The organism is Pseudomonas sp. GW822-FHT05A08, from assembly GCF_058800485.1.
In genome coordinates this window covers 5,626,681-5,647,607 of sequence record NZ_CM179511.1, presented here as the reverse complement: position 1 = coordinate 5,647,607, position 20,927 = coordinate 5,626,681, and the positions used below count along the sequence as shown (strand labels likewise).

The window sequence follows — 20,927 nt, the reverse complement described above, 5'->3', positions numbered from 1 at the left end:
ACGGGGGGATCGATCCCGCAAGCGGAGTTACTTGATCCGCTGGCCCGGCTTGGCGCCGCTGTCCGGGCTCAGCAGGTAGATCTCTTCGCCACCAGGGCCGGCCGCCATCACCATGCCTTCGGAGATGCCGAATTTCATTTTCCGTGGCTTGAGGTTGGCGATCATCATGGTCAGGCGACCGTCGAGCTTGGACGGATCCGGGTAAGCGCTCTTGATCCCGGAGAACACGTTGCGTTGCTCGTCGCCGATATCCAGGGTCAGGCGCAGCAGCTTGTCGGCGCCTTCCACATGCTCGGCCTTGACGATCAGCGCCACGCGCAGGTCGACGGCGGCAAAAGTGTCGAAGTCGATTTCCGGCGACAGCGGATCCTTGGCCAGCTCGCCGTTGCCCGCAGGCTTGGCTTCACCGGTGTCGGTCTGGCTGGCGGTCAGGTCTTCTTTCGAGGCGTCGGTCATGGCTTGTACTTTCACGGGGTCGATCCGCGTCATCAGCGGCTTGAATGCGTTCAGCTGATGGTTGCTCAGCAGGTGCTGGTGGTCGTTCCAGGTCAGCGGGGCGACATTGAGGAACGCCTCGGCGTCGGCGGCCAGCAGCGGCAGCACCGGCTTGAGGAAAATCACCAGCTGGCGGAACAGGTTGACGCCGGTGGCGCAGATGGCCTGGACCTCATCCTGCTTGCCTTCCTGCTTGTTCAACGACCACGGCGCCTTGTCGGCGATCCAGGCGTTGGCGCGGTCGGCCAGGGCCATGATTTCACGCATGGCGCGGGCGAAGTCGCGAGCCTCATAGGCGTCGGCGATGCTCGGCGCGGCCGCCAGGAAGGCGTCGGTCAGCTCCGGAGCGGCGTTCTGGTCCACCAGCACGCCGGCATTGCCTTTGTGGATGAAACCGGCGCAACGGCTGGCAATGTTCACCACCTTGCCCACCAGGTCGGAGTTGACCTTCTGCACGAAGTCTTCGAGGTTCAGGTCCAGGTCGTCGACGCCGCGGCCCAGCTTGGCCGCGTAGTAGTAACGCAGGTATTCCGGCGACAGGTGGTCGAGGTAGGTCCGGGCCTTGATGAAGGTGCCGCGGGACTTGGACATCTTCTGGCCGTTGACGGTCAGGTAGCCGTGCACGTTGATGCCGGTCGGCTTGCGGTAGCCGGCGCCTTCGAGCATGGCGGGCCAGAACAGCGCGTGGAAGTTGACGATGTCCTTGCCGATGAAGTGGTACAGCTCGGCGGTCGAGTCCTTGCCCCAGAACGCATCGAAGTCCAGCTCCGGCGTGCGGTTGCACAGGTTCTTGAAGCTGGCCATGTAGCCGATCGGCGCGTCCAGCCAGACGTAGAAGTACTTGCCCGGCTCGTCGGGGATCTCGAAGCCGAAATACGGCGCGTCGCGGGAGATATCCCACTGCTGCAGGCCGACATCCAGCCATTCGGCGATCTTGTTCGCCACGGCGTCCTGCAGGGTGCCGCTGCGGGTCCATTGCTGCAGCATCTGCTGGAAGTCCGGCAGCTTGAAGAAGAAATGCTGGGAATCCTTGAGCACCGGGGTGGCGCCGGAAATCGCCGACTTCGGATCCTTCAGGTCGGTCGGCGCGTAGGTGGCGCCGCATTTTTCGCAGTTGTCGCCGTACTGGTCCTCGGTGCCGCATTTCGGGCAGGTGCCCTTGATGAAGCGGTCGGCCAGGAACATTTGTTTTTCCGGGTCGAAATACTGAGTGATCGAGCGCGTGGCGATGTGCCCGGCGTCGCGCAGCTTCAGGTAGATCTGGCTCGACAGCTCACGGTTTTCTTCAGCGTGGGTCGAGTGGAAATTGTCGAAGTCCACCAGGAAATCGGCAAAGTCGGCGCTGTGTTCGGCCTGGACGTTGGCGATCAGTTGTTCCGGGGTGATGCCTTCCTTTTCCGCGCGCAGCATGATGGCCGAGCCGTGAGCGTCGTCCGCGCAGACATAGATGCATTGGTTGCCGCGATGCTTCTGGAAGCGCACCCACATATCGGTCTGGATGTACTCAAGCATATGGCCAAGATGGATGGAACCATTGGCATAGGGCAGGGCGCTGGTGACGAGGATCTTGCGTGGCTCGGACATGGGGCTCGGCTACTTGATGAAACGGAGGTCGGCCACTATAAAGCGCCGAGAAATATATTTCACCCCGTGAGCCCGGTTTTCCGCGGCCGTCGTAGCCATCGGCGGGCGTGCTATATGATGCTTTGGCATCCCGCCCACGCCACGGAACAGGTAGGATAGCCGCCTGATTTTCCCGTCTTGTTATCGGAGTTGCCCATGAGCGCCGTCAATCGCGCAGCGGTGGAAGCCGTTCTTCGCCAATACACCGACCCCTACCTGAACCAGGACCCGGTCAGCGCCGGTTGTGTCCGTTCCATCGACATCCAGGGCGACGAGGTGCGTGTCGAACTGGAGATCGGTTATGCCGCCGGTCTGTTCAAGAGCGGCTGGGCCCAGTTGCTGAAGCTGGCCATCGAAAACATGGACGGCGTGGTCATCGCTCGCGTCAATGTCACCAGCGTGATTGCCGCGCACAAGGCTCAGGCGCAGATTCCGGGCCTGGCCAACGTCAAGAACGTGGTGGCGGTGGCATCCGGCAAGGGCGGTGTGGGCAAGTCCACCACCGCGGCCAACCTGGCCCTGGCCCTGGCCCGCGAAGGCGCCAAGGTGGGGATTCTCGATGCCGACATCTATGGCCCGAGCCAGGGCATCATGTTCGGCATCGCCGAGGGTACCCGGCCGCAGGTCAAGGACCAGAAGTGGTTCGTGCCGATCAAGTCCCACGGCGTCGAGGTCATGTCCATGGCCTTCCTGACCGACGACAACACGCCGATGGTCTGGCGCGGGCCGATGGTCTCCGGCGCCCTGCTGCAACTGGTGACCCAGACCGCCTGGGGCGACCTGGACTACCTGGTGATCGACATGCCGCCGGGCACCGGCGATATCCAGCTGACCCTGGCGCAGAAGGTCCCGGTGGCCGGCGCGGTCATCGTCACCACCCCGCAGGACCTGGCGTTGCTGGACGCGCGCAAGGGCGTGGAGATGTTCCGCAAGGTCAACATCCCGGTGCTGGGTGTGGTGGAAAACATGGCCGTGCATATCTGCTCCAACTGCGGCCATGCCGAGCATCTGTTTGGCGAGGGTGGTGGCGAGAAGCTGGCGACCCAGTACGGTGTCGAACTGCTGGCCTCGCTGCCGCTGTCGATGCTGATTCGCGAGCAGGCCGACGGTGGCAAGCCGACCGTGATCGCCGAGCCGGAAAGCCAGATCGCCATGGTCTATCAGGAACTGGCCCGCCATGTCGGCGCGCGCATCGTGTTGCAGGAAGCCGCGGCACCGGCGATGCCGAACATCACCGTCAGCGACGACTGAGCCGGTTGGGCCAACAAAAAAGCCCGGTGCGCTGCACCGGGCTTTTTTATGGATGTTTTATGAGCGGGCTCAGATCCGCAGGCCGCCGTCCAGCTCGAGAATCCGGCCGGTGTAATAGTCGTTCTCGAAGATGTAGGCCGCCGAATGAGCGATTTCTTCCGGCTTGCCCATGCGCTTGAGCGGGATGCCGGAGGTCATTCTTTCCAGGGCCTCGGGTTTCATGCCCAGGGTCATTTCGGTTTCGATGAAGCCCGGTGCGATGCCGGCCACGCGGATGCCGTAGCGCGCCAGTTCCTTGGCCCAGGTCACGGTCGCCGCGGCGACCCCGGCCTTGGCCGCGGAGTAGTTGGTCTGGCCGATATTGCCGGCGCGGGAAATCGACGAGATGTTGATGATCGCGCCACTGGTTTTCAGCTCGACCATCTTTGCCGCGACTTCGCGGGTGCAGAGAAACACGCCGGTCAGGTTGACGTCGATCACCGACTGCCACTGGGCCAGGCTCATCTTGGCCATCTCACCGTCCTTGACCTTGAGCAGCAGGCCGTCGCGCAGGATGCCGGCGTTGTTGATCAGGCCGTGAATGGCGCCGAAGTCTTCGGCGACCTGGGCGACCATGTGTTCCACCTGCTCTTCATTGGCAACGTTGCACAGGTAGGCGCGGGCTTCGACTCCCGCCGCCTGGCAGGCGGCAACGGCCTGGTCGAGCTTTTCCTGGTTCAGGTCGACCAGTGCCAGCCTGGCGCCTTTGCTGGCGAAATACTCCGCCATGGAGCGGCCCAGCCCCTGGCAACCGCCGGTGATAATGATTACTTTGTCATTGAGTTGCATTCGCATGCTCCGAAAGCAGAACTGGAGTGGTGTCTTTCAAGGCGCCTCTCTTGTGCGTCGGGCATGGCCTGGCTGCAGATTGAGAATTGCCCCGATGGCGTCGCTGGAACTTTGCTCCAGACGCCCGTCCGTTTTAGACGGATTCTATATAAGGAGTCATAAATTGAGCGTTGAAGCTGCGAAGCATGCACGAGAATTACTGCTCAAGGAATACCGTGGCGTGCTGTCGACGCACTCCAAGGCCATGCCGGGTTTTCCCTTTGGTTCGGTGGTTCCTTATTGCCTGGACGAGCAGGGGCAGCCGCTGATCCTGATCAGCCGCATTGCCCAGCACACCCATAACCTGCAGAAGGATCCCAAGTGTTCGCTGCTGGTGGGCGAGCGCGAAGCTGAGGACGTCCAGGCCGTGGGGCGCCTGACCTATCTGGCCGAAGCCGAAAAGCTCGAAGACGCCGCGGCGATCGAGGCGGCCGCCGAACGTTACTACCGGTATTTCCCGGAGTCGCAGAACTACCACAAGGCCCACGATTTCGATTTCTGGCGGCTCAAGCCGGTACGTCATCGCTACATCGGCGGCTTTGGCGCGATCCACTGGATCGACCAGGTGACGCTGGCCAACCCGTTCGCCGGCAAGGCCGAGCTGAGCATGGTCGAGCACATGAACAGCGATCACGCCAAGGCGATCGCCCATTACGTGGACCTGGCCGGCCTGCCGAAAACTGCCGCGGCGCAACTGGCCGGCATCGATACCGAGGGCATGCACCTGCGGATCGGCCAGGGGTTGTACTGGCTGCCGTTCCCAAGCCCTTGTAATACGCCGACACAAGTACGCGAGGCCTTGGTTTTTCTGGCTCACGCCGAGCAATGGCCGAAAAATGCCGGGGCCGAGGCTTGAATTCACGAATTGCCGACGTCATCTAGGGTCTACTGGAAGGCATTCTTCCGTAGAGGAAACCATTTGATGCGCCCTTTTCTGTTGCTCTTTCTGCTGTTCCCGGTGCTAGAGCTGTTCGTCTTCGTCAAAGTCAGCGGTGCGATCGGGTTTTTCCCGGCGCTGCTGCTGATCATCCTGGGCTCGATGCTGGGTGTGCTGGTCCTGCGCGTCGCGGGGCTGGCCACGGCATTGCGTGCCCGTGAAAGCCTGAACCGCGGCGAGCTGCCGGCCCAGACCATGCTCGAAGGCTTGATGCTGGCCCTGGCGGGCGGCCTGTTGATCCTGCCTGGCTTCATCAGCGATATCTTCGGCCTGTTCATGCTGTTGCCGATCACCCGTCGCCTGCTGGCCAACAAGATGCGCCAGCGCGCCGAAGAACAGGCCATTCGTCAGCGTGCCTTCGCCGACGACATGCAGGCTGCCCGTGGCGGACCCGCGCCGCAGCGCCCTCTGGGGCGTGAGCCGAATGTGATCGAAGGCGAGTTCGAGCACCGCGATTCCTGAGTCTCTCAATGATCGACACGGCACCTTCGGGTGCCGTGTTCGTTTTGCCCGACTGAAAATCTAAAAAAATTCATTGGGCAGCCCTTGTAATAAGCATATGCGCCCACATGTATCGGTCACCGCAAGGTTTCTGGTGGCGACACCAGACAGACTTCCGCGTCTCGCTCGTCGAGCCGCAACCGGCCACGCCGGATTTGTTAACCCGCCGGTAACGACACCGGCCGCTGAAAACCATAATTAGGAGAGATCGACAATGAAGCTTCGTCCTCTGCATGACCGCGTCGTTATCCGTCGCAGCGAAGAAGAGAAGAAAACCGCTGGCGGTATCGTTCTGCCAGGTTCGGCTGCTGAAAAAGCCAACACCGGTGAAGTTCTTGCTGTAGGTCCAGGCCGCGCTCTGGAAAACGGTGAAGTACGTGCGCTGGCCGTGAAAGTGGGTGACAAGGTTGTGTTCGGCCCTTACTCCGGCAGCAACACTGTGAAGGTAGACGGCGAAGACCTGCTGGTAATGGCTGAGAACGAAATTCTCGCCGTTATCGAAGGCTGATTACCCGCTCATTTTCCCGTTACTACAAAGTATTTAAGGAATATCGATCATGGCTGCTAAAGAAGTTAAATTCGGCGACTCCGCCCGCAAGAAAATGCTCACCGGCGTTAACGTCCTGGCTGACGCGGTAAAAGCGACCCTGGGCCCGAAAGGCCGTAACGTGATCATCGAGAAGAGCTTCGGCGCTCCGACCATCACCAAGGACGGCGTTTCCGTCGCCAAAGAAATCGAGCTGAAAGATCGCTTCGAAAACATGGGCGCGCAGCTGGTAAAAGACGTTGCTTCCCGTGCCAACGATGACGCCGGCGACGGTACCACCACCGCCACCGTACTGGCTCAGTCGATCGTCAACGAAGGCCTGAAAGCCGTCGCTGCCGGCATGAACCCGATGGACCTGAAACGCGGCATCGACAAGGCGACCATCGCCATCGTCAAAGAGCTCAAAGGTCTGTCCAAGCCATGCGCCGATTCCAAGGCCATCGCTCAGGTCGGCACCATCTCCGCCAACTCCGACAACTCCATCGGCGACATCATTGCCGAAGCCATGGAAAAAGTCGGTAAAGAAGGCGTGATCACCGTTGAAGAAGGCTCGGGCCTGGAAAACGAACTGTCTGTCGTTGAAGGCATGCAGTTCGACCGTGGCTACCTGTCCCCTTACTTCATCAACAAGCCGGACACCATGGTCGCCGAGCTGGACGGCCCGCTGATCCTGCTGGTGGACAAGAAGATCTCCAACATCCGCGAAATGCTGCCAGTGCTGGAAGCCGTTGCCAAAGCCGGCCGCCCACTGCTGATCGTGGCTGAAGACGTTGAAGGCGAAGCCCTGGCGACTCTGGTTGTGAACAACATGCGTGGCATCGTCAAAGTCGCTGCCGTCAAGGCACCAGGCTTCGGCGACCGTCGCAAGGCCATGCTGCAGGACATCGCCGTCCTGACCGGCGGTACCGTCATCTCCGAAGAGATCGGCCTGAGCCTGGAAAGCACTACCCTGGAGCACCTGGGTAACGCCAAGCGCGTGATCCTGTCCAAAGAAAACACCACCATCATCGACGGTGCTGGCGTTGAAGCGGACATCCAGGCTCGTGTGACCCAGATCCGTCAACAAGTGGCCGACACTTCGTCCGACTACGACCGTGAAAAACTGCAAGAGCGTCTGGCCAAGCTGTCCGGCGGCGTTGCGGTGATCAAGGTTGGCGCCGGTTCCGAAGTTGAAATGAAAGAGAAGAAAGCCCGCGTTGAAGACGCCCTGCACGCTACCCGTGCAGCCGTTGAAGAAGGCGTGGTACCTGGCGGTGGCGTAGCCCTGATCCGTGCCCTGCAATCGATCAGCGGCCTGAAAGGCGACAACGCCGACCAGGACGTGGGTATCGCTGTTCTGCGTCGCGCTGTCGAAGCACCTCTGCGCCAGATCGTTGCCAACTCCGGCGACGAGCCAAGCGTAGTGGTCGACAAGGTCAAGCAGGGTGAAGGTAACTACGGTTACAACGCTGCTACCAGCGAATACGGCGACATGATCGAAATGGGCATCCTGGACCCAACCAAGGTGACCCGTTCGGCGCTGCAAGCGGCATCCTCCATCGGCGGTCTGATCCTGACCACCGAAGCGGCTGTTGCTGAAATCGTTGAAGACAAGCCTGCAGCTGGCGGCATGCCAGACATGGGCGGCATGGGTGGCATGGGCGGCATGATGTAAGCCAGCCTTACCCCTGTACGAAAAAGCCCCGCCGGCGAAAGCCGGCGGGGCTTTTTTATGGGTGGGCGTTTTTGCCTGGGCCATCGCCGCGAGCAAGCGTGCTCCTACAGGTGTGCGTGGTTTTGTAGGGAGGGCTCGCTCGTGAAAAGACCTCAGGCCTTCACCGGCTCCACCTCCATCGCCGGATCGGCCTTGGCTGCCGGTCGATAGAGAATGAAGTAGTACGCCCCCAGGCAGATCAGCCAGCAGAAGATCGCGGTCCAGACGTTGTGGGAGAAGAAGTGCGCGCCCTGCAGCATGCGCCCGACCGAGAACACCGTGCCGAGGGCAAAGGCGAACACCAGCGCCTTGCGCGCCAGGCGCGGGCGGCGATCACGCAGGACAAAAAACAGCGCGAACAGGGTGAAACCGGTAGCGGCATGGCCGCCTGGCCAGCAGCGACCAGGCTTGTCGGTCGCTGGCCGGGGGCTGAGCAGTTCGCTGTAGGTTTCCTTGCCGCCGAACTCTTTCAGGCTCCACGGGCACTGCACGGCGGTGACCGCCTTGACCGGGGTGACAAAGGCGGTGGCCAGGCCCAGGGACAGCACCAGGCAACCCAGTTCGCGCTTGAACGGCTTGAGACGCTGGACGAAGAAGGCGCCGATGAAGCCGACAATGGCCAGCACTGAAAAGACGATGACCAGCTGCTTGGCCCGGTCATGCAGGATATTTTCCAGGAAATAACTGTGGCCGCCGATGAAACCGCCAGCGGCGGGGTCATAAAAGTACCGGGCCAGGTCCATGTCCAGGGTAGTCAGTTCAAGCAGCAGCAGGATGACGGCAGCCAGGGCGGGTATGCCCAGGCAGATCCACCAGTTCAGCGCTCTGGAGGCGGGGCGGGCGAGGGTCAAAGCCATGGAAAGTCCTTCGAAGGAAGCGTTGCGGTCGCGGGTTCCCGCGGAGTCTGGAGCGGCCCTTGTCGTCAGCGTGTGAACCCTGGGTGAAAAACTCGTCAAGGCCCTGGAACCCTGCGGCGGCATTCGCCCCGGGGGCTTGAACAACCCTAGCCGTCAGCCACGCTTGGCCTTAAGCTGCGCGAGCCAAGACGGCCGTAACTGTGTGCGGAGAGAGTGCCCATGCGAATTCTACTGGTTGAAGACAACCGCGATATTCTGGCCAACCTGGCCGACTACCTGGGGCTTAAAGGCTACACCGTGGACTGCGCCCAGGACGGTCTGTCGGGCCTGCACCTGGCCGCCACCGAACATTACGACCTGATCGTGCTCGACATCATGCTGCCGGGTATCGACGGTTACACCCTGTGCAAGCGCCTGCGCGAAGATGCCCGCCGCGATACGCCGGTGATCATGCTCACCGCCCGCGATCAACTGGACGATCGCCTGCAAGGCTTCAAGTCCGGGGCCGACGATTACCTGGTCAAGCCCTTCGCCTTGTCCGAGCTGGCCGCGCGGGTCGAGGCGGTCATGCGCCGGACCCAGGGCGGCGGGCGCCGGGCCCTGCAGGTCGGCGACCTGAGTTATGACCTCGACACCCTGGAGGTCACCCGCGAAGGGCGCCTGCTCAAGCTCAACCCGGTGGGGCTCAAGTTGCTGGCGGTGCTGATGCAGAAGAGCCCCCATGTGCTGCGCCGGGAAATTCTCGAAGAGGCGCTGTGGGGCGACGACTGCCCGGACAGCGACAGCCTGCGCAGCCATGTCCACCAATTGCGCCAGGTGATCGACAAGCCGTTCGGCAAACCGTTGCTGCATACCGTGCACGGTGTCGGTTACCGCCTGGCCGAGGGTCGTGATGGAGTTTAAGCAAAGCCTTTCCCAGCGGATCATCATCGCCTTTGCGCTGATGAGCGCGCTGGTCGCTGGAGCCTTCGCCCTGGGTATCGTGGCGACGGTGCACCTGGTGGAAGAGAAGCTGATTTCCGCGGGCCTGGGGGGTGACCTTCAGCGTCTGCTGTTGATGGACAACGTTTCCGACTGGAGCCACCGTCCCGAGCCGGACCAGCTGTTTTATTTCAGTGGCGGGCGCGGCGATTTCGAGCTGCCCAAGGATCTGCGGCATCTGGATCCGGGCTTTCATGAGGTCTTCCGCGAACAGCTGTCGTATCACGCCATGGTCGAAGTGGTCGACGGTCGACGCTATGTGCTGCTGCAGGACCAGAGCGATTTCGAAGAGCGCGAACGGGTGCTCTTCGCGGTGGTGCTGGTGGGCTTTGTGCTGAGCCTGGCCTTGGCAGTGTTCCTCGGCTGGGTGCTGGCGCGTCGGGTCATGGCGCCGGTGGTAAGGCTGGCGCGGCAGGTGCGCCACCGCGACCAGTTGCTGGGGCTGGCGCCACCATTGGCACCGGACTACGCGGCCGACGAAGTGGGGGAACTGGCGGTGGCCTTCGACGCCACCCTGGGGCGCTTGCGCCAGGCCCTGAACCGCGAGCGCCTGTTCACCAGCGATGTCAGCCACGAACTGCGTACGCCGCTGATGGTGCTGGCCAGTTCCTGCGAGTTGTTGCTGGAAAACCCGGCGATCGATCAGCGCGGTCGGGCGCAGGTCGAGCGTATCGCCCGGGCATGCGGCGAAATGCGCGAGCTGGTCCAGACCTTCCTGATGCTGGCCCGCGCCCAGCGCGAAGACGGCGGCATGTCGCCCCAGGCAACCTTGAGCCAGGTGGCCGAGGACCTGATGGGCCTGTGGGGCGGACCGATCCGGCAAAAGGGCCTGGAGCTGATCTTCGACGCCGGCCAGCCGCTGGACACCCGCTATAACGCCACCTTTTTGCACGCGGTGATGGGCAACCTGCTGCGCAATGCCTTGCATTACACCGAGCACGGCTTCATTCGCTTGAGCCTTGAGCCGAGCGGCTTTGTGGTCGAGGACAGCGGTGTGGGCATTCCCGAGGAGAAACGCGAGGCGATGTTCGAGCCTTTCGTGCGCGGCAACGAGAAGCGCGGCGAGGGCCTGGGCCTGGGCCTGTCGCTGGTGCAGCGGATCTGCGAGGACCAGGGCTGGAGCGTCAGCCTCAGCACCATGGAGCCCAACGGCTGCCGGTTTCATGTCGAGTTGAACCGCCGCACGGCATGATGGGTCTCCATGACTGCTGCGTGGGTCGTCACGGGAATTTCCCCGGTTGATGGCCCCAGGCCACTTATGGGAGCCTGTAAAACTCTGAAATATTTCCACTCTGGACCGGACGAAGTTTTCACAAAGACATGACCTGACGCTGACAAGCCGCTGCCTAAGGTGGGGCCATCAGATTCAGGAGACTGTGTGATGGCGACCCCGATCAAGCTGGAATTTTCCGAGAAGTACGACGAACAGCACGCTCAGGAGTATCTGCTCAAGCATCAGGATGGCGTCGCTCGCCGTCTGTCCCACAAGCGCGACGAGCAGTTGGCGCGTGCGGCGCTGGCCATGGCCGGAGAGCCGGGGCTGGTGCTTGACCTGCCCTGTGGTACCGGGCGTTTCTGGCCGTTGCTGGCGGAGAAACCCAACCGCGTGATCATCGGTGCGGACAATTCCGCGGCGATGTTGAAGATCGCCACGGTGGCGCAACCGGCCGACGTGGTGAAACGGGTACAACCCTTGCAGACGTCTGCCTTCGACATCGACTTGCCGGATAACGCCGTTGACAGCATTTTCTGCATGCGGCTGCTGCACCACATTGGCGAGTCGTCCCATCGCCTGGCTCTGCTCCGGGAGTTCCAGCGGGTTACCCGGGACAGCGTGATCGTTTCACTGTGGGTCGATGGCAATTTCAAGGCCTGGAAACGCAAGCGCATGGAAGTGCGGCGCAAGGAGGAATCCGGGCAGGAAGGTTACCAGAACCGTTTTGTGTTACCGGCTGCCACGGTTGAAGAAGAATTCAAGCAGGCCGGGTTTCGCGTTCAGGATCATCTGGACTTTTTTCCGCTCTACGCCATGTGGCGAGTCTACGTATTACGCAAGAGGTAACAGGATGGCCGTTGAATGTGCACCGGAAATGGAAGTCGCTGCTGCAGACCGTTTCGACTACTTCTGGAGTCAACAGGGGGAGTGGGTCGAAGAGCCCAATCAGCGTCGCGGCGGGGAAAGTGGCGTCCAACGTCTTCCGGGCACTGACGGGCGTGTGCTGTATGCCAAGCGCCAGGTCGGCCATATCTATCGCAGCTGGTTGCACCCCTTCGGCCGCCCCACGGTGCTGCGCGAACAGGATGCGCTCAAGGGCCTGAGCCAGCTCAACGTGGCGGTGCCGCACCTGGTGTTCTGCGGTGCGCAGCGTGACTCCCAGGGCCAGTGGCGTGCGTTGCTGGTGACCGAGGCGCTGGACGGCTTCGTGGAAATCGACCACTGGTATGCCGCTGGCGAGCGCGAGCGCCACGGCGAGGCGCTGCACGAGCGTGTGCTCAAGGAACTGGCGGCCACGCTGGCGCGCATGCACCGGGGCCGCTGGCAGCATGGCTGCCTGTATAGCAAGCATGTGTTCGTGCGGGTCACGGGTGAGGGCGAAGCGGCGAAGGTGGATATCGCGCTGCTGGACTTCGAGAAATGCCGCCAGCGCCTGACCGCTAAACGGGCCGCCGCCCATGACATCAAACAATTGCGGCGCCACTCGTCGTGGAGCACCACGGACTGGGACAAACTCTACTATTTTTATAGGACGGCGTTTGGCAGCGCTATCAAAGGCTTATAGTGATGAAGCTCGAAATTGCACGAGGTTTGTTTTTAGTAGGAGCCTTGGCAGTTGCATCCTTGGCGGTGGCTGCATGGGAGCAGCCACGCATGGAAGTCCTCAGTACGGCGCAGGGTGATGCGCATTGTCCGTTGCCACGGGTCGTCAAGACGACCCAGGGAGCCCAGCCCGATCGTGACCTGTTGTTGTTCATGTTCGGCCTGACTCAGGGAATGAGGCCACAGAGTTGAAGACCATCAAGCCCGATAAAAAGGCCTCGCATCGCGAGGCCTTTTTTATTGCGCGCCCTTCACTTGTCCGGCCTGGCCAGCAGGGTGTAGATGCAGGGCAGCACGAACAGGGTGAACAAGGTACCGATCGACATCCCCGTGGCGATCACCGTGCCGATGTCGAACCGGCTGACCGCGCCGGCACCGGTGGCCAGGATCAGCGGCACCATGCCGAAGACCATCGCCGCGGTGGTCATCAAGACCGGCCGCAGGCGAATGGCCGCGGCGGCTTCCACGGCCTCGCGCGGCGTCAGTCCCTGGTCCTTGCGCAGCTGGTTGGCGAACTCGACGATCAGGATCCCGTGCTTGCTGATCAGGCCGATCAGGGTCACCAGCCCGACCTGGGTATAGATGTTCATGCTCGACCAGCCGAGAAACAGTGGGATCAAGGCCCCGCAGATCGACAGCGGCACCGTCACCAGGATCACCACCGGATCGCGGAAACTCTCGAACTGCGCCGCCAGCACCAGGAAAATGATCGCCAGCGCCAGGCCAAAGGTCACCCACAGCGCGCTGCCTTCCTGGACGAACTGTCGTGACGCCCCGGCATAGTCGAAGGCGTAGCCTGGTGGGGTCTCTTCCTCGGCGATCTGGCGCACGGTATCGATCGCTTCACCCATGCTCACGACCGGGAATCCGGAAATGGTCGCGGCGTTGAGTTGCTGGAACTGGTTGAGCTGCCGAGGCCGGGCCCGATCGTGGACGCTGATCAGCGTCGACAGCGGCAGCGCCTCGCCCTTGGCGTTTTTCACGTAGTAGTTGTTCAGCCATTCGGGGTTGTCGCGATAAGGTCGTTCGACCTGGGCGATGACCTTGTAGCTGCGTCCCTCGATGGTGAAGCGGTTGATTTCCGCCTCGCCGAGCAAGGTGGCCAGGGTTCCGCCCAGGTCCAGCATCGACACCCCCATTTGCGCGGCCTTGGCGCGGTCGATGTCGACCACCACTTCCGGCTTGTCGAAGGCCAGGTCGATATCGACAAAGGCGAACTTGCCCGACTCCATGGCGCGTTTCTTCACCCGGTCGGACAGTTCCAGCAGCGACTCGTAATCGTTGGGGCTATTGATAATGAAGGCGAACGGCAGCCCTTCGCCGGTGCCCGGCAGGGACGGCAGGTTGAAACCGAAGACCTGCAGCCCGGCGATGCCCGCGAGCCGGGCCTGGACTTCGGGCAGGATCTGCATCTGCGTGCGCTTGCGCTCGTTCCAGGGCTTGAGCAGGAAGCCGCCGATACCCGATTGCACGCCGTTGAAGCCGTTGATCTGGAACGAGGAGTAGTACTCGGGGAACGTCTTGAAGATCTCCAGGAACTCGTCGGTGTAGGCGTTGAGGTAATCCAGGTTGGCCGGCTGGGGTGCGGTGGCCATCATGAAAATGATGCCCTGGTCCTCGTCCGGGGCCAGTTCCGACTTGGTGAAGGTGAGCAGGGCCGGGATCAGGCACAACACGATCAGGGCGAACATCAGGACCACCGGCCGAGTGTTGAGGGTGCCATGCAGCAGGCTCTGGTAGCGGCGCTTGAGGCTTTCGAAAATCAGGTCGAGGCGGTGGGCCAGGCCGCTGGGGTTTTCATCGTGGCGCAGCAGCAGGGCGCACATCATCGGCGACAGGGTCAGGGCGACGATGCCGGAAATCACCACCGCGCCGGCCAGGGTCAGGGCGAACTCCTTGAACAGCGCCCCGGTGAGCCCCTGCAGGAAGCCGATGGGGGCGTAGACCGCCGCCAGGGTGATGGTCATCGACACCACCGGCATGGCGATTTCCCGGGCGCCTTCGAGGGCCGCGTCCAGCGGCGTCTTGCCTTCCTCGATATGGCGGTGGATGTTTTCCACCACCACGATCGCGTCGTCCACCACCAGGCCGATGGCCAGCACCATCGCCAGCAGCGTCAGCAGATTGATCGAGTAGCCCATCAACTGCATGAAGAACATCACGCCGATCATCGACAGCGGAATGGTCACCACCGGGATCACCACCGAACGCAGCGCGCCGAGGAACAGGAACACCACCACGATCACGATCAGCACGGCTTCGAACAGGGTCTTCACCACCTCGTTGATCGAGGCCTGGATGAACAGCGTGGCGTCGTAGGCGATCTCCGACTTGAGGTTGGGCGGTAGCTGGGCCTCCAGCTCCGGCATGATCTTGCGCACTTCCTTGATCACGTCCAGCGGGTTGGCGTTGGGGGTTGCCTTGATGCCGATATAGACCGAAGGAATGCCGCCAAAGGAGCTGATGGCGTTGTAGTTCTCCGCGCCCATCTCGACCCGTGCCACGTCGCTGAGCAGCACCCGGCTGTCGCCCTCGGTCCGCAGGGGAATGGCGGCGAAGGCTTCGGCGGATTTCAGTTCGGTGCTGGCGTTGATGCTGGTGACCACGTACTCGCCCTTGATCTCACCGGCCGCGGACAGGAAGTTGTAGCGGCGCACCGCGCTGGTCACGTCGCTGGCGCTCAGGCCGTAGCCGGCGAGCTTGACCGGGTTCAGCCACAGGCGCATGGCGAACACCTGGTTGCCGAGAATCTCGGCCTCAGCCATGCCCGGCAGGGTTGCCAGCTTCGGCTGGATCACCCGCGACAGGTAGTCGGTGATCTGTGGGTTGTTCAGCTCCTGGCTGAAGAAGCTGATGTACATCAGCGCCGAGGCGTCGGCGGCTTCCTTGCTCAGCACCGGGTCCTCGGCGTCCTGGGGCAGCTTGTTCTTCACCTCGTTGGCCTTGGCCAGCAGCTCGGTGAACAGGCGGTCGCTGTTGGCGCCGATACGGGCGTAGACCGAGATCACCGAGAAGTTCTGGCGGCTGACCGAGGTCATGTAGTCGATCCCCTCGGCGCTGGCCAGGCTCTGCTGCATCGGTTGGGTGATATAGCCCTGGATGGTCTCGGCGTTGGCTCCGGGGTAGGCGGTGGTCACCGTGATCAGGGCGTTTTCCATTTGCGGATACTGGCGCAGCGGCAGTTTGCTCCAGGCCTGGAAGCCCAGCAGCACGATCAGCAGGCTGACCACGGTGGCCAGGACCGGACGACGGATGAACGGATCTGTAAAAGCCATAAGGATTCCTTGATCAGTTCGCGCGTGGCTGGCCGCTCTGTTCGGGGGGCAGCATCTTGTCCGGGGTGATGGCGATGTGGGCGCCATGGTCCAGCTTGATTTGCCCGGCGCTCACCACCTGTTCGCCGCTGCTCACGCCCTTGTTGATCAGCACCAGGCCGTTGCGCCGTTCGCCGGTTTCGATGAAGCGCCGCTCGGCGATCAGCACCGGCTGGCCCTTGTCGTCTTTCTCCGGGCTGCCATCAGCGGCCTTTTTCTCGGCCACCACGTACAGCGAGTTACCGTACAGGGTGTAGGTGATGGCGCTCTCCGGTACCACCACCCGGGGCTGCGGATCGGGCAGTAGCACCTGCAGGTTGGTGAACATGCCCGGCAGCAGCTTGCCGTCGGGGTTGGCCAGGGTGGCGCGCACCTGCACGTTGCGCGTGGTGTCTTCGACCTTGGGGTTGATGGCGCTGATGGTGGCGCTGAACTGTTCCGCCGGATAGGCGGAGACCGTCACGCTGACCGATTGGCCCAGGGCGATTTTCGGCACGGCCTGTTCCGGGACGAAGAAGTCCACGTACAGGCTGCTGAGGTCTTGCAGGGTGGCGATCACCGTGCCGCTGGCGAGGTAGTCGCCGACATCCACATGGCGAATGCCGATGGTGCCGCTGAAGGGCGCGAGCAGGCGTTTTTTCGCCAGTGCCGCCTTGAGCTGATTGACCGTGGCCTTGTTCTTTTGCAGCACTGCCGACAATCGATCGTATTCGCCGCGGGAAATTGCCTGGCTGCCCACCAGTTGGCTGCCGCGGCCGAAGTCCAGCCGGGACAGGCCCAGGTCGGCCTGGGCGGTTTCCAGCAGGGCGCTTTCCACGTCGCTGTCGAGTTGCAGCAAGGGCTGCCCGGCGCTGACCTTCTGCCCTGACTCGAACTGCAGCTCCTTGACGGTCCCGGCCACTTCCAGGCTGAGGTTGACCCCCTGCAGGGCCTTGAGGGTGCCGACCGTGGGCAGGCGGGTTTGCCACGGTTGTTCGCGAGCCGTGGCCACGGCCACGCTGATCGGCGGCTTGGGCACCGAGAAGAGCTTGACCTGCTGATAGATGGAGAAGGCCTTGTAGCCTGCCAGCAACAGCACGATCAGCAGGACGACACCCAACATGATAAACATGCGGCGACGCAGCATATTCCGGTTCCTTGGAAAACGAAGCTGGGAAAACCAAGCTGATTGCCGAAGACATTACTCCGACTTTTCGGGGGCTTCCAGATGACAATCCGGTCATCCAGAGTCCTGTTTTCCAATCCTGTGTGGCGGCGAAAAACTAGACCAGGTGCAAATGGTTGTCCCAGAGCCCTGCCGGCAAATCCAGGGGTTTTGCCACCAGTTGTTTCTGGCGACAGTCATAGAAGCGGCAACGCCCCTGGCCCGAGGTCACGACAAAACCATCGGCCACCGCACCGACCCCGGCACAGTCCGGCAAGGGCGCGTCCAGGCGCACTTCGGCGCTGTCCAGGTCCCAGATGAAAAAGCGGTTGCCGCGCGGGGCGGTGAGGGCCACCAGGCGCAGTTCGCTGTGCACCGCGACGCTGGCGGTGTAATGCCCCATCGCCTGCAACTGGTGCTCGGCCACCGGGAAGGCCTGGAACGGTTGGCCCGGGCGCTTGATCGCCAGCAGTTGCGACGACTCGTGGGCATCGCCCATGAACTGCTGGCCGGTGACGATGGTGCCGTCGCCGGCGATGCCCATGTGGCGCACGCTGTTCATCTGCTGGGCCAGGGTTTCCTTGCTCAGCAGGTTGCCGTCGCGCTGCATCAGCACCAGGCTCGGCTCCATGGCGTCGAGGTTCATCTCGACGCGGCTTTCCGCTTCGGTGCGAATCCCGCCGTTGGCCACCACCAGGGTTTCGCCGTCCGGCATCCACGACACCTGATGCGGGCCGATGCCGTGGGTCGGGATCTCGCCGCTGTGCACCAGGCGTTCGCCCTCGAACCGGTACACCCCGAGCAGGCCACGACCCGGATCGCTTGTGTCGTTCTCGGTGGTGTACAGCCAGTCGCCGCTCTTGTGGATCACCGCGTGGCCATAGAAGTGCCGGTTCGGCTGCGAGGCCAGGGTTTGCAGGAGGGTGCCGTCGCGCAGGTCGATCAGGTAGCTTTCGGTGCCCGGGCGACGGGCGACGAACAGGGCGATCGGCAGCGTCGGGTGGTTGACGATGTCATGGCAGCGTTGACCGACCCGGGTGGCGAACACTTGCGTGCCGTCCAGGCGATAGCCGACGGCGTAGTGCTTGCCGTCACCATCATCGCGCGCCGAGAGCAGCAGCGGGCCTTGGTCCTTGTGCTTGAACAGCGTCCAGCCACCCAGCGTGACGGCGCTCAGCAGCAGGCTGCCGAGTGCCAGAGCCTGACGTCGCAGCATGATCAGTCACCGTCGTTGGCGTTGAAGCCCAGTTGGATGCCCAGTGCCTTGGCCAGTTCGCCTTCGTGCAGGCGGTGGACGACGTTGAGGCTGTCGTAGATATCGTTCAGTTGCTGGCGGCCGGCGTCGTCGGCCAGCAGCTCGGTCAGCGAACGCTGGGTGCTGGCGAACAGCTTCAGCGAGGCGGTGTAGGCGGCGTCGATCTTGTCGGCCAGCGGCTTCTGCTCGGCCGGCAACAGGCCGCGCAGGCCCTTGTTGTCGACCCCGGCCCAGACGGTCTGGGCTGCGGCGAGGCTGGCTTCCAGGCTCTGCATGGACGATTGGCTGCGCCAGGCGTCGGCCTGGAACGGCTGTGGAATGCCCTTGCTCTGACGGCCCATCGGCGTGCCGAGCTTCTTCTTCAGGGTATCCAGCGCGGTGACCTGGACCCGCAGCAGATCGGCGATGGCCTCATGGGAGTCGGCGTAGCGCTGGTTGGGGAACTTGCTCATCTGCGCGAGCATGCCGTCGCTGGTGTTCCAGCGCGACAGGATCTCTTCGGCGAGCTGCTTCTGGCGTTCGCCAATGGCGCTCAGCAGCGGGCAGTAGCGGGCTTTCTGCTCGCTGTTTGCCATGTCGATCTTGCTGTCGAACAGGATGTATTCGTAGGCCGAGAGGCCTTGTACCACGACGCTGGACTTGGCCAGGGCGGCGGCGTCGATCTGCGGCGTGGCGCTGACCAGCTGTTCGACCTGACGGCCGACCAGGTTCTTCTTGTCCGGCCAGAACTGCACTTGCCAGGAGCGGTTGCCCTCGGCCAGCGGCCCGATCAGCAAGGGTTGCAGTTCGGCCCAGGCTTTCTGCGCGTGCAGGAAGTCGGCACGGGCGGTGTCCAGGCTTTGCTTGCCTTCACAGAAGGCCAGGGCGCTGATCGCCAGCTGGCGGTCGGCTTCGACCCAGCGGCTGTAGGTCGGCAGGATCACCTGTTTGGCGATGGCCGCCGAGGTCACGGCTTGTGGGTCCTGCGGCGAGCAGGCGCCCAGGGCGAGCGCGGCAAGGCTGGTGAACAACAGCTTGGGACGGAACATGTTCGGGCTCCCGTTTCTTGTAAGAAGGCGTTAAAGAGAATTCAGGAATGCCAGCAACGCAGCGCGCTGTTCGGCATTGAAGGATAAAACCTGTCGCTGCGCCGCCTGGGCCTCGCCGCCGTGCCAGAGCACGGCTTCGAGCAGGTTGCGGGCGCGACCGTCATGCAGGAACTGGGTGTGGCCGCTGACCGTTTGCGTCAGGCCGATCCCCCACAACGGCGGCGTGCGCCAGTCGCGGCCGCCGGCCTGGAATTCGCTGCGGTGGTCGGCCAGGCCTTCGCCCATGTCGTGCAGCAGCAGGTCGCTGTAGGGGCGTATCACTTGATTGGCCAGCTCGGGTTCCGCGGCGTCGGCGGCGGTGGTGAATCGGGGGGTATGACAGGACTGGCAGCCGGCCTGGTAGAACAGGTTCTTGCCGGCCAGCACCTGTGGCGAGCCAACCTCGCGCCGCGCCGGCACCCCGAGGTTGCGGCTGTAGAACAGCACCAGGCGCAGGATGTTGTCGCTGACTTCCGGTTCGCCATCCGGCCCGTTGCCGTTGGGGGCTTGCTTGCAGGCGGTCTGGGCGTCGGTGCAGTCATCGAAGGGTCTCAGGCTGGTGGTCAGGCCCATATCACCAGAGAACGCGTGAACATTTTGTTGATTGAGGTTGGGTTGTCCGGCTTTCCAGCCAAAACGCCCGAGTACGGTCTTTTGCTGGGCATCGTCCCAGACCCGGTTCGGCCGTCCGGCAATGCCATTGCCAGCCTTGGCTTGCGCTTGGGCATTGGCCAGGATCGCCGCCTCGGGGATGGCTTCGAGCAGGCCCAGGCCGATCATCGGCGGCGCCACGCGGGCCGAGAAGCGGGTGTCGGGATGCATCGGGCCATAACCGAGCTGAGTGATCTGCAGCTTCGGCTTGCGCAGTTCGACTTCGCTGCCGTCCTTGAAGCGCACGGTCAGCGGCTCGTACTCGACCCGCACCTTGCCTTCCGGGGCGACGCCAGGCACCGCCATGTCCTGAAACTGCCCGCCATACACCGGTTCGGGCACTATGCCCAGCTGCTCGATGACCTTGGCGTAGGCCGGCTCATTGGGGATCGACAGGCGCACCAGCATCGACACGGCATTGTCCGAGTCGGGCGTCGGCGGGTGGCCGCGGCCGTCCTTGATATGGCAGTTCTGGCAGCCGTTGGTGTTGAACAGCGGGCCCAGGCCATCGCGGGCGGTGGTGGTCGAGGGAGCGATCACCCAGGGGCTGCGGAAGAAACTGTTGCCGACGCTGAAGTCCAGGCGCCGGGTCGGCGACAGGTTGGCCGACGGCATGGAAAAGGCGTTCTGGTCGCTCTTGCGCACGGTCGCCTCACCGCCGGAACGCGCTTCGCCCGGCTCGGCCTGGGTAAAACGCGGGGCGTCATCGCAGGCACTCAGGCTCAAGGCCATGAACAGCGCAGACCAGCGAAGCAGCGACGGGGGCATCGGATATCCTGCAGGACGAGCAAAACAAGGGCGCAAAGTCTAACAGGGCAGGGGAGTTTGAATAAGAGGAATTATCGTTCCGCTTGACGTGGGACAACGCAAGCGAAGCCTGCCTGTCCCTGTCCCCTGGCTCTGGTCTGGTCCTGTAGCCGCTGCCG

18 protein-coding genes are annotated in these 20,927 nt (G+C 62.8%); 10 read left to right on the top strand and 8 right to left on the bottom strand.

Annotated elements, in window-relative coordinates:
• Window positions 1-27: 27 nt before the first annotated feature.
• Window positions 28-2,079, bottom strand: coding sequence for a methionine--tRNA ligase (metG, locus tag AC3RCP_RS25355; RefSeq protein WP_009045358.1), 2,052 nt, complete (start codon window positions 2,077-2,079; stop codon window positions 28-30).
• A gap of 195 nt (window positions 2,080-2,274) precedes the next feature.
• On the opposite strand from metG, the gene apbC reads away from it, so the two are divergent.
• A complete protein-coding gene (gene apbC, locus AC3RCP_RS25350) occupies window positions 2,275-3,369 on the top strand; it encodes an iron-sulfur cluster carrier protein ApbC (protein ID WP_009045357.1) in 1,095 nt (364 codons plus the stop codon).
• A 69-nt stretch (window positions 3,370-3,438) separates the two neighbouring features.
• Here the strand turns inward: apbC and AC3RCP_RS25345 are convergent, their stop codons facing one another.
• Entirely contained in the window at window positions 3,439-4,197 is a 759-nt protein-coding gene (locus tag AC3RCP_RS25345; protein ID WP_492570788.1) for an SDR family oxidoreductase, read from the bottom strand.
• 163 nt (window positions 4,198-4,360) lie between these two features.
• Between AC3RCP_RS25345 and AC3RCP_RS25340 the strand changes: the two genes are divergently transcribed.
• The 4 genes from AC3RCP_RS25340 (at window position 4,361) to groL (ending at window position 7,875) form a co-directional block, all read left to right on the top strand.
• Window positions 4,361-5,092, top strand: a complete 732-nt coding sequence (locus AC3RCP_RS25340; protein WP_492570789.1) for a HugZ family pyridoxamine 5'-phosphate oxidase — start codon at window positions 4,361-4,363, stop codon at window positions 5,090-5,092.
• Between the two features lie 66 nt (window positions 5,093-5,158).
• Window positions 5,159-5,635 carry an FxsA family protein gene (locus AC3RCP_RS25335; protein ID WP_009045354.1) on the top strand — a complete coding sequence of 159 codons (477 nt, stop codon included), beginning with the start codon at window positions 5,159-5,161 and terminating at the stop codon, window positions 5,633-5,635.
• 253 nt (window positions 5,636-5,888) lie between these two features.
• Complete coding sequence (locus tag AC3RCP_RS25330) at window positions 5,889-6,182, top strand: co-chaperone GroES (RefSeq protein ID WP_007932704.1); 294 nt, start codon at window positions 5,889-5,891, stop codon at window positions 6,180-6,182.
• A gap of 49 nt (window positions 6,183-6,231) precedes the next feature.
• Window positions 6,232-7,875, top strand: a complete 1,644-nt coding sequence (gene groL, locus AC3RCP_RS25325) for a chaperonin GroEL (RefSeq protein WP_007932705.1) — start codon at window positions 6,232-6,234, stop codon at window positions 7,873-7,875.
• Between the two features lie 152 nt (window positions 7,876-8,027).
• Here the strand turns inward: groL and AC3RCP_RS25320 are convergent, their stop codons facing one another.
• The gene (locus tag AC3RCP_RS25320) at window positions 8,028-8,771 is read right to left on the bottom strand and encodes a phosphatase PAP2 family protein (protein WP_007932711.1); all 744 of its coding nucleotides are present in this window, start codon (window positions 8,769-8,771) and stop codon (window positions 8,028-8,030) included.
• 219 nt (window positions 8,772-8,990) lie between these two features.
• Here AC3RCP_RS25320 and colR point away from each other — a divergent pair, with 219 nt between their 5' ends.
• The 5 genes from colR (at window position 8,991) to AC3RCP_RS25295 (ending at window position 12,762) form a co-directional block, all read left to right on the top strand.
• Complete coding sequence (colR, locus tag AC3RCP_RS25315; RefSeq protein WP_009050537.1) at window positions 8,991-9,674, top strand: two-component system response regulator ColR; 684 nt, start codon at window positions 8,991-8,993, stop codon at window positions 9,672-9,674.
• Entirely contained in the window at window positions 9,664-10,944 is a 1,281-nt protein-coding gene (locus tag AC3RCP_RS25310; RefSeq protein ID WP_053262437.1) for a sensor histidine kinase, read from the top strand. The genes colR and AC3RCP_RS25310 overlap by 11 nt, the downstream gene beginning before the upstream one ends.
• Before the next feature lie 189 nt (window positions 10,945-11,133).
• Complete coding sequence (locus tag AC3RCP_RS25305; RefSeq protein WP_492570790.1) at window positions 11,134-11,814, top strand: class I SAM-dependent methyltransferase; 681 nt, start codon at window positions 11,134-11,136, stop codon at window positions 11,812-11,814.
• 4 nt (window positions 11,815-11,818) lie between these two features.
• A complete protein-coding gene (locus AC3RCP_RS25300) occupies window positions 11,819-12,532 on the top strand; it encodes a lipopolysaccharide kinase InaA family protein (RefSeq protein ID WP_101338933.1) in 714 nt (237 codons plus the stop codon).
• A gap of 2 nt (window positions 12,533-12,534) precedes the next feature.
• Entirely contained in the window at window positions 12,535-12,762 is a 228-nt protein-coding gene (locus AC3RCP_RS25295; RefSeq protein WP_037004964.1) for a hypothetical protein, read from the top strand.
• A gap of 59 nt (window positions 12,763-12,821) precedes the next feature.
• Here AC3RCP_RS25295 and AC3RCP_RS25290 read toward each other — a convergent pair whose 3' ends face one another.
• The 5 genes from AC3RCP_RS25290 to AC3RCP_RS25270 form a co-directional block, all read right to left on the bottom strand.
• Window positions 12,822-15,845 carry a multidrug efflux RND transporter permease subunit gene (locus AC3RCP_RS25290; RefSeq protein ID WP_492570791.1) on the bottom strand — a complete coding sequence of 1,008 codons (3,024 nt, stop codon included), beginning with the start codon at window positions 15,843-15,845 and terminating at the stop codon, window positions 12,822-12,824.
• Between the two features lie 13 nt (window positions 15,846-15,858).
• Window positions 15,859-17,010 (bottom strand): efflux RND transporter periplasmic adaptor subunit, encoded by a 1,152-nt coding sequence (locus AC3RCP_RS25285; RefSeq protein ID WP_492570792.1) that lies wholly within the window; start codon window positions 17,008-17,010, stop codon window positions 15,859-15,861.
• 136 nt (window positions 17,011-17,146) lie between these two features.
• Window positions 17,147-18,244, bottom strand: a complete 1,098-nt coding sequence (locus tag AC3RCP_RS25280; RefSeq protein WP_492570793.1) for a DUF1513 domain-containing protein — start codon at window positions 18,242-18,244, stop codon at window positions 17,147-17,149.
• Between the two features lie 2 nt (window positions 18,245-18,246).
• On the bottom strand, window positions 18,247-19,311 hold the full coding sequence (locus tag AC3RCP_RS25275) for an imelysin family protein (RefSeq protein WP_053262432.1): 1,065 nt from the start codon (window positions 19,309-19,311) through the stop codon (window positions 18,247-18,249).
• 30 nt (window positions 19,312-19,341) lie between these two features.
• Window positions 19,342-20,769 carry a di-heme oxidoreductase family protein gene (locus AC3RCP_RS25270; RefSeq protein WP_085532145.1) on the bottom strand — a complete coding sequence of 476 codons (1,428 nt, stop codon included), beginning with the start codon at window positions 20,767-20,769 and terminating at the stop codon, window positions 19,342-19,344.
• Between the last annotated feature and the right edge of the window lie 158 nt (window positions 20,770-20,927).

Bases quoted from the DNA above. Each gene is read 5' to 3' on its own strand.
- AC3RCP_RS25300 (WP_101338933.1), top strand. From the start codon at position 11,819: ATGGCCGTTGAATGTGCACCGGAAATGGAAGTCGCTGCTGCAGACCGT.
- AC3RCP_RS25270 (WP_085532145.1), bottom strand. From the start codon at position 20,769: ATGCCCCCGTCGCTGCTTCGCTGGTCTGCGCTGTTCATGGCCTTGAGC.
- AC3RCP_RS25285 (WP_492570792.1), bottom strand. From the start codon at position 17,010: ATGCTGCGTCGCCGCATGTTTATCATGTTGGGTGTCGTCCTGCTGATC.
- apbC (WP_009045357.1), top strand. From the start codon at position 2,275: ATGAGCGCCGTCAATCGCGCAGCGGTGGAAGCCGTTCTTCGCCAATAC.
- AC3RCP_RS25330 (WP_007932704.1), top strand. From the start codon at position 5,889: ATGAAGCTTCGTCCTCTGCATGACCGCGTCGTTATCCGTCGCAGCGAA.
- AC3RCP_RS25275 (WP_053262432.1), bottom strand. From the start codon at position 19,311: ATGTTCCGTCCCAAGCTGTTGTTCACCAGCCTTGCCGCGCTCGCCCTG.
- AC3RCP_RS25295 (WP_037004964.1), top strand. From the start codon at position 12,535: ATGAAGCTCGAAATTGCACGAGGTTTGTTTTTAGTAGGAGCCTTGGCA.
- groL (WP_007932705.1), top strand. From the start codon at position 6,232: ATGGCTGCTAAAGAAGTTAAATTCGGCGACTCCGCCCGCAAGAAAATG.
- AC3RCP_RS25320 (WP_007932711.1), bottom strand. From the start codon at position 8,771: ATGGCTTTGACCCTCGCCCGCCCCGCCTCCAGAGCGCTGAACTGGTGG.
- AC3RCP_RS25290 (WP_492570791.1), bottom strand. From the start codon at position 15,845: ATGGCTTTTACAGATCCGTTCATCCGTCGTCCGGTCCTGGCCACCGTG.
- colR (WP_009050537.1), top strand. From the start codon at position 8,991: ATGCGAATTCTACTGGTTGAAGACAACCGCGATATTCTGGCCAACCTG.
- AC3RCP_RS25335 (WP_009045354.1), top strand. From the start codon at position 5,159: ATGCGCCCTTTTCTGTTGCTCTTTCTGCTGTTCCCGGTGCTAGAGCTG.
- AC3RCP_RS25280 (WP_492570793.1), bottom strand. From the start codon at position 18,244: ATGCTGCGACGTCAGGCTCTGGCACTCGGCAGCCTGCTGCTGAGCGCC.
- AC3RCP_RS25305 (WP_492570790.1), top strand. From the start codon at position 11,134: ATGGCGACCCCGATCAAGCTGGAATTTTCCGAGAAGTACGACGAACAG.
- AC3RCP_RS25310 (WP_053262437.1), top strand. From the start codon at position 9,664: ATGGAGTTTAAGCAAAGCCTTTCCCAGCGGATCATCATCGCCTTTGCG.
- AC3RCP_RS25345 (WP_492570788.1), bottom strand. From the start codon at position 4,197: ATGCAACTCAATGACAAAGTAATCATTATCACCGGCGGTTGCCAGGGG.
- metG (WP_009045358.1), bottom strand. From the start codon at position 2,079: ATGTCCGAGCCACGCAAGATCCTCGTCACCAGCGCCCTGCCCTATGCC.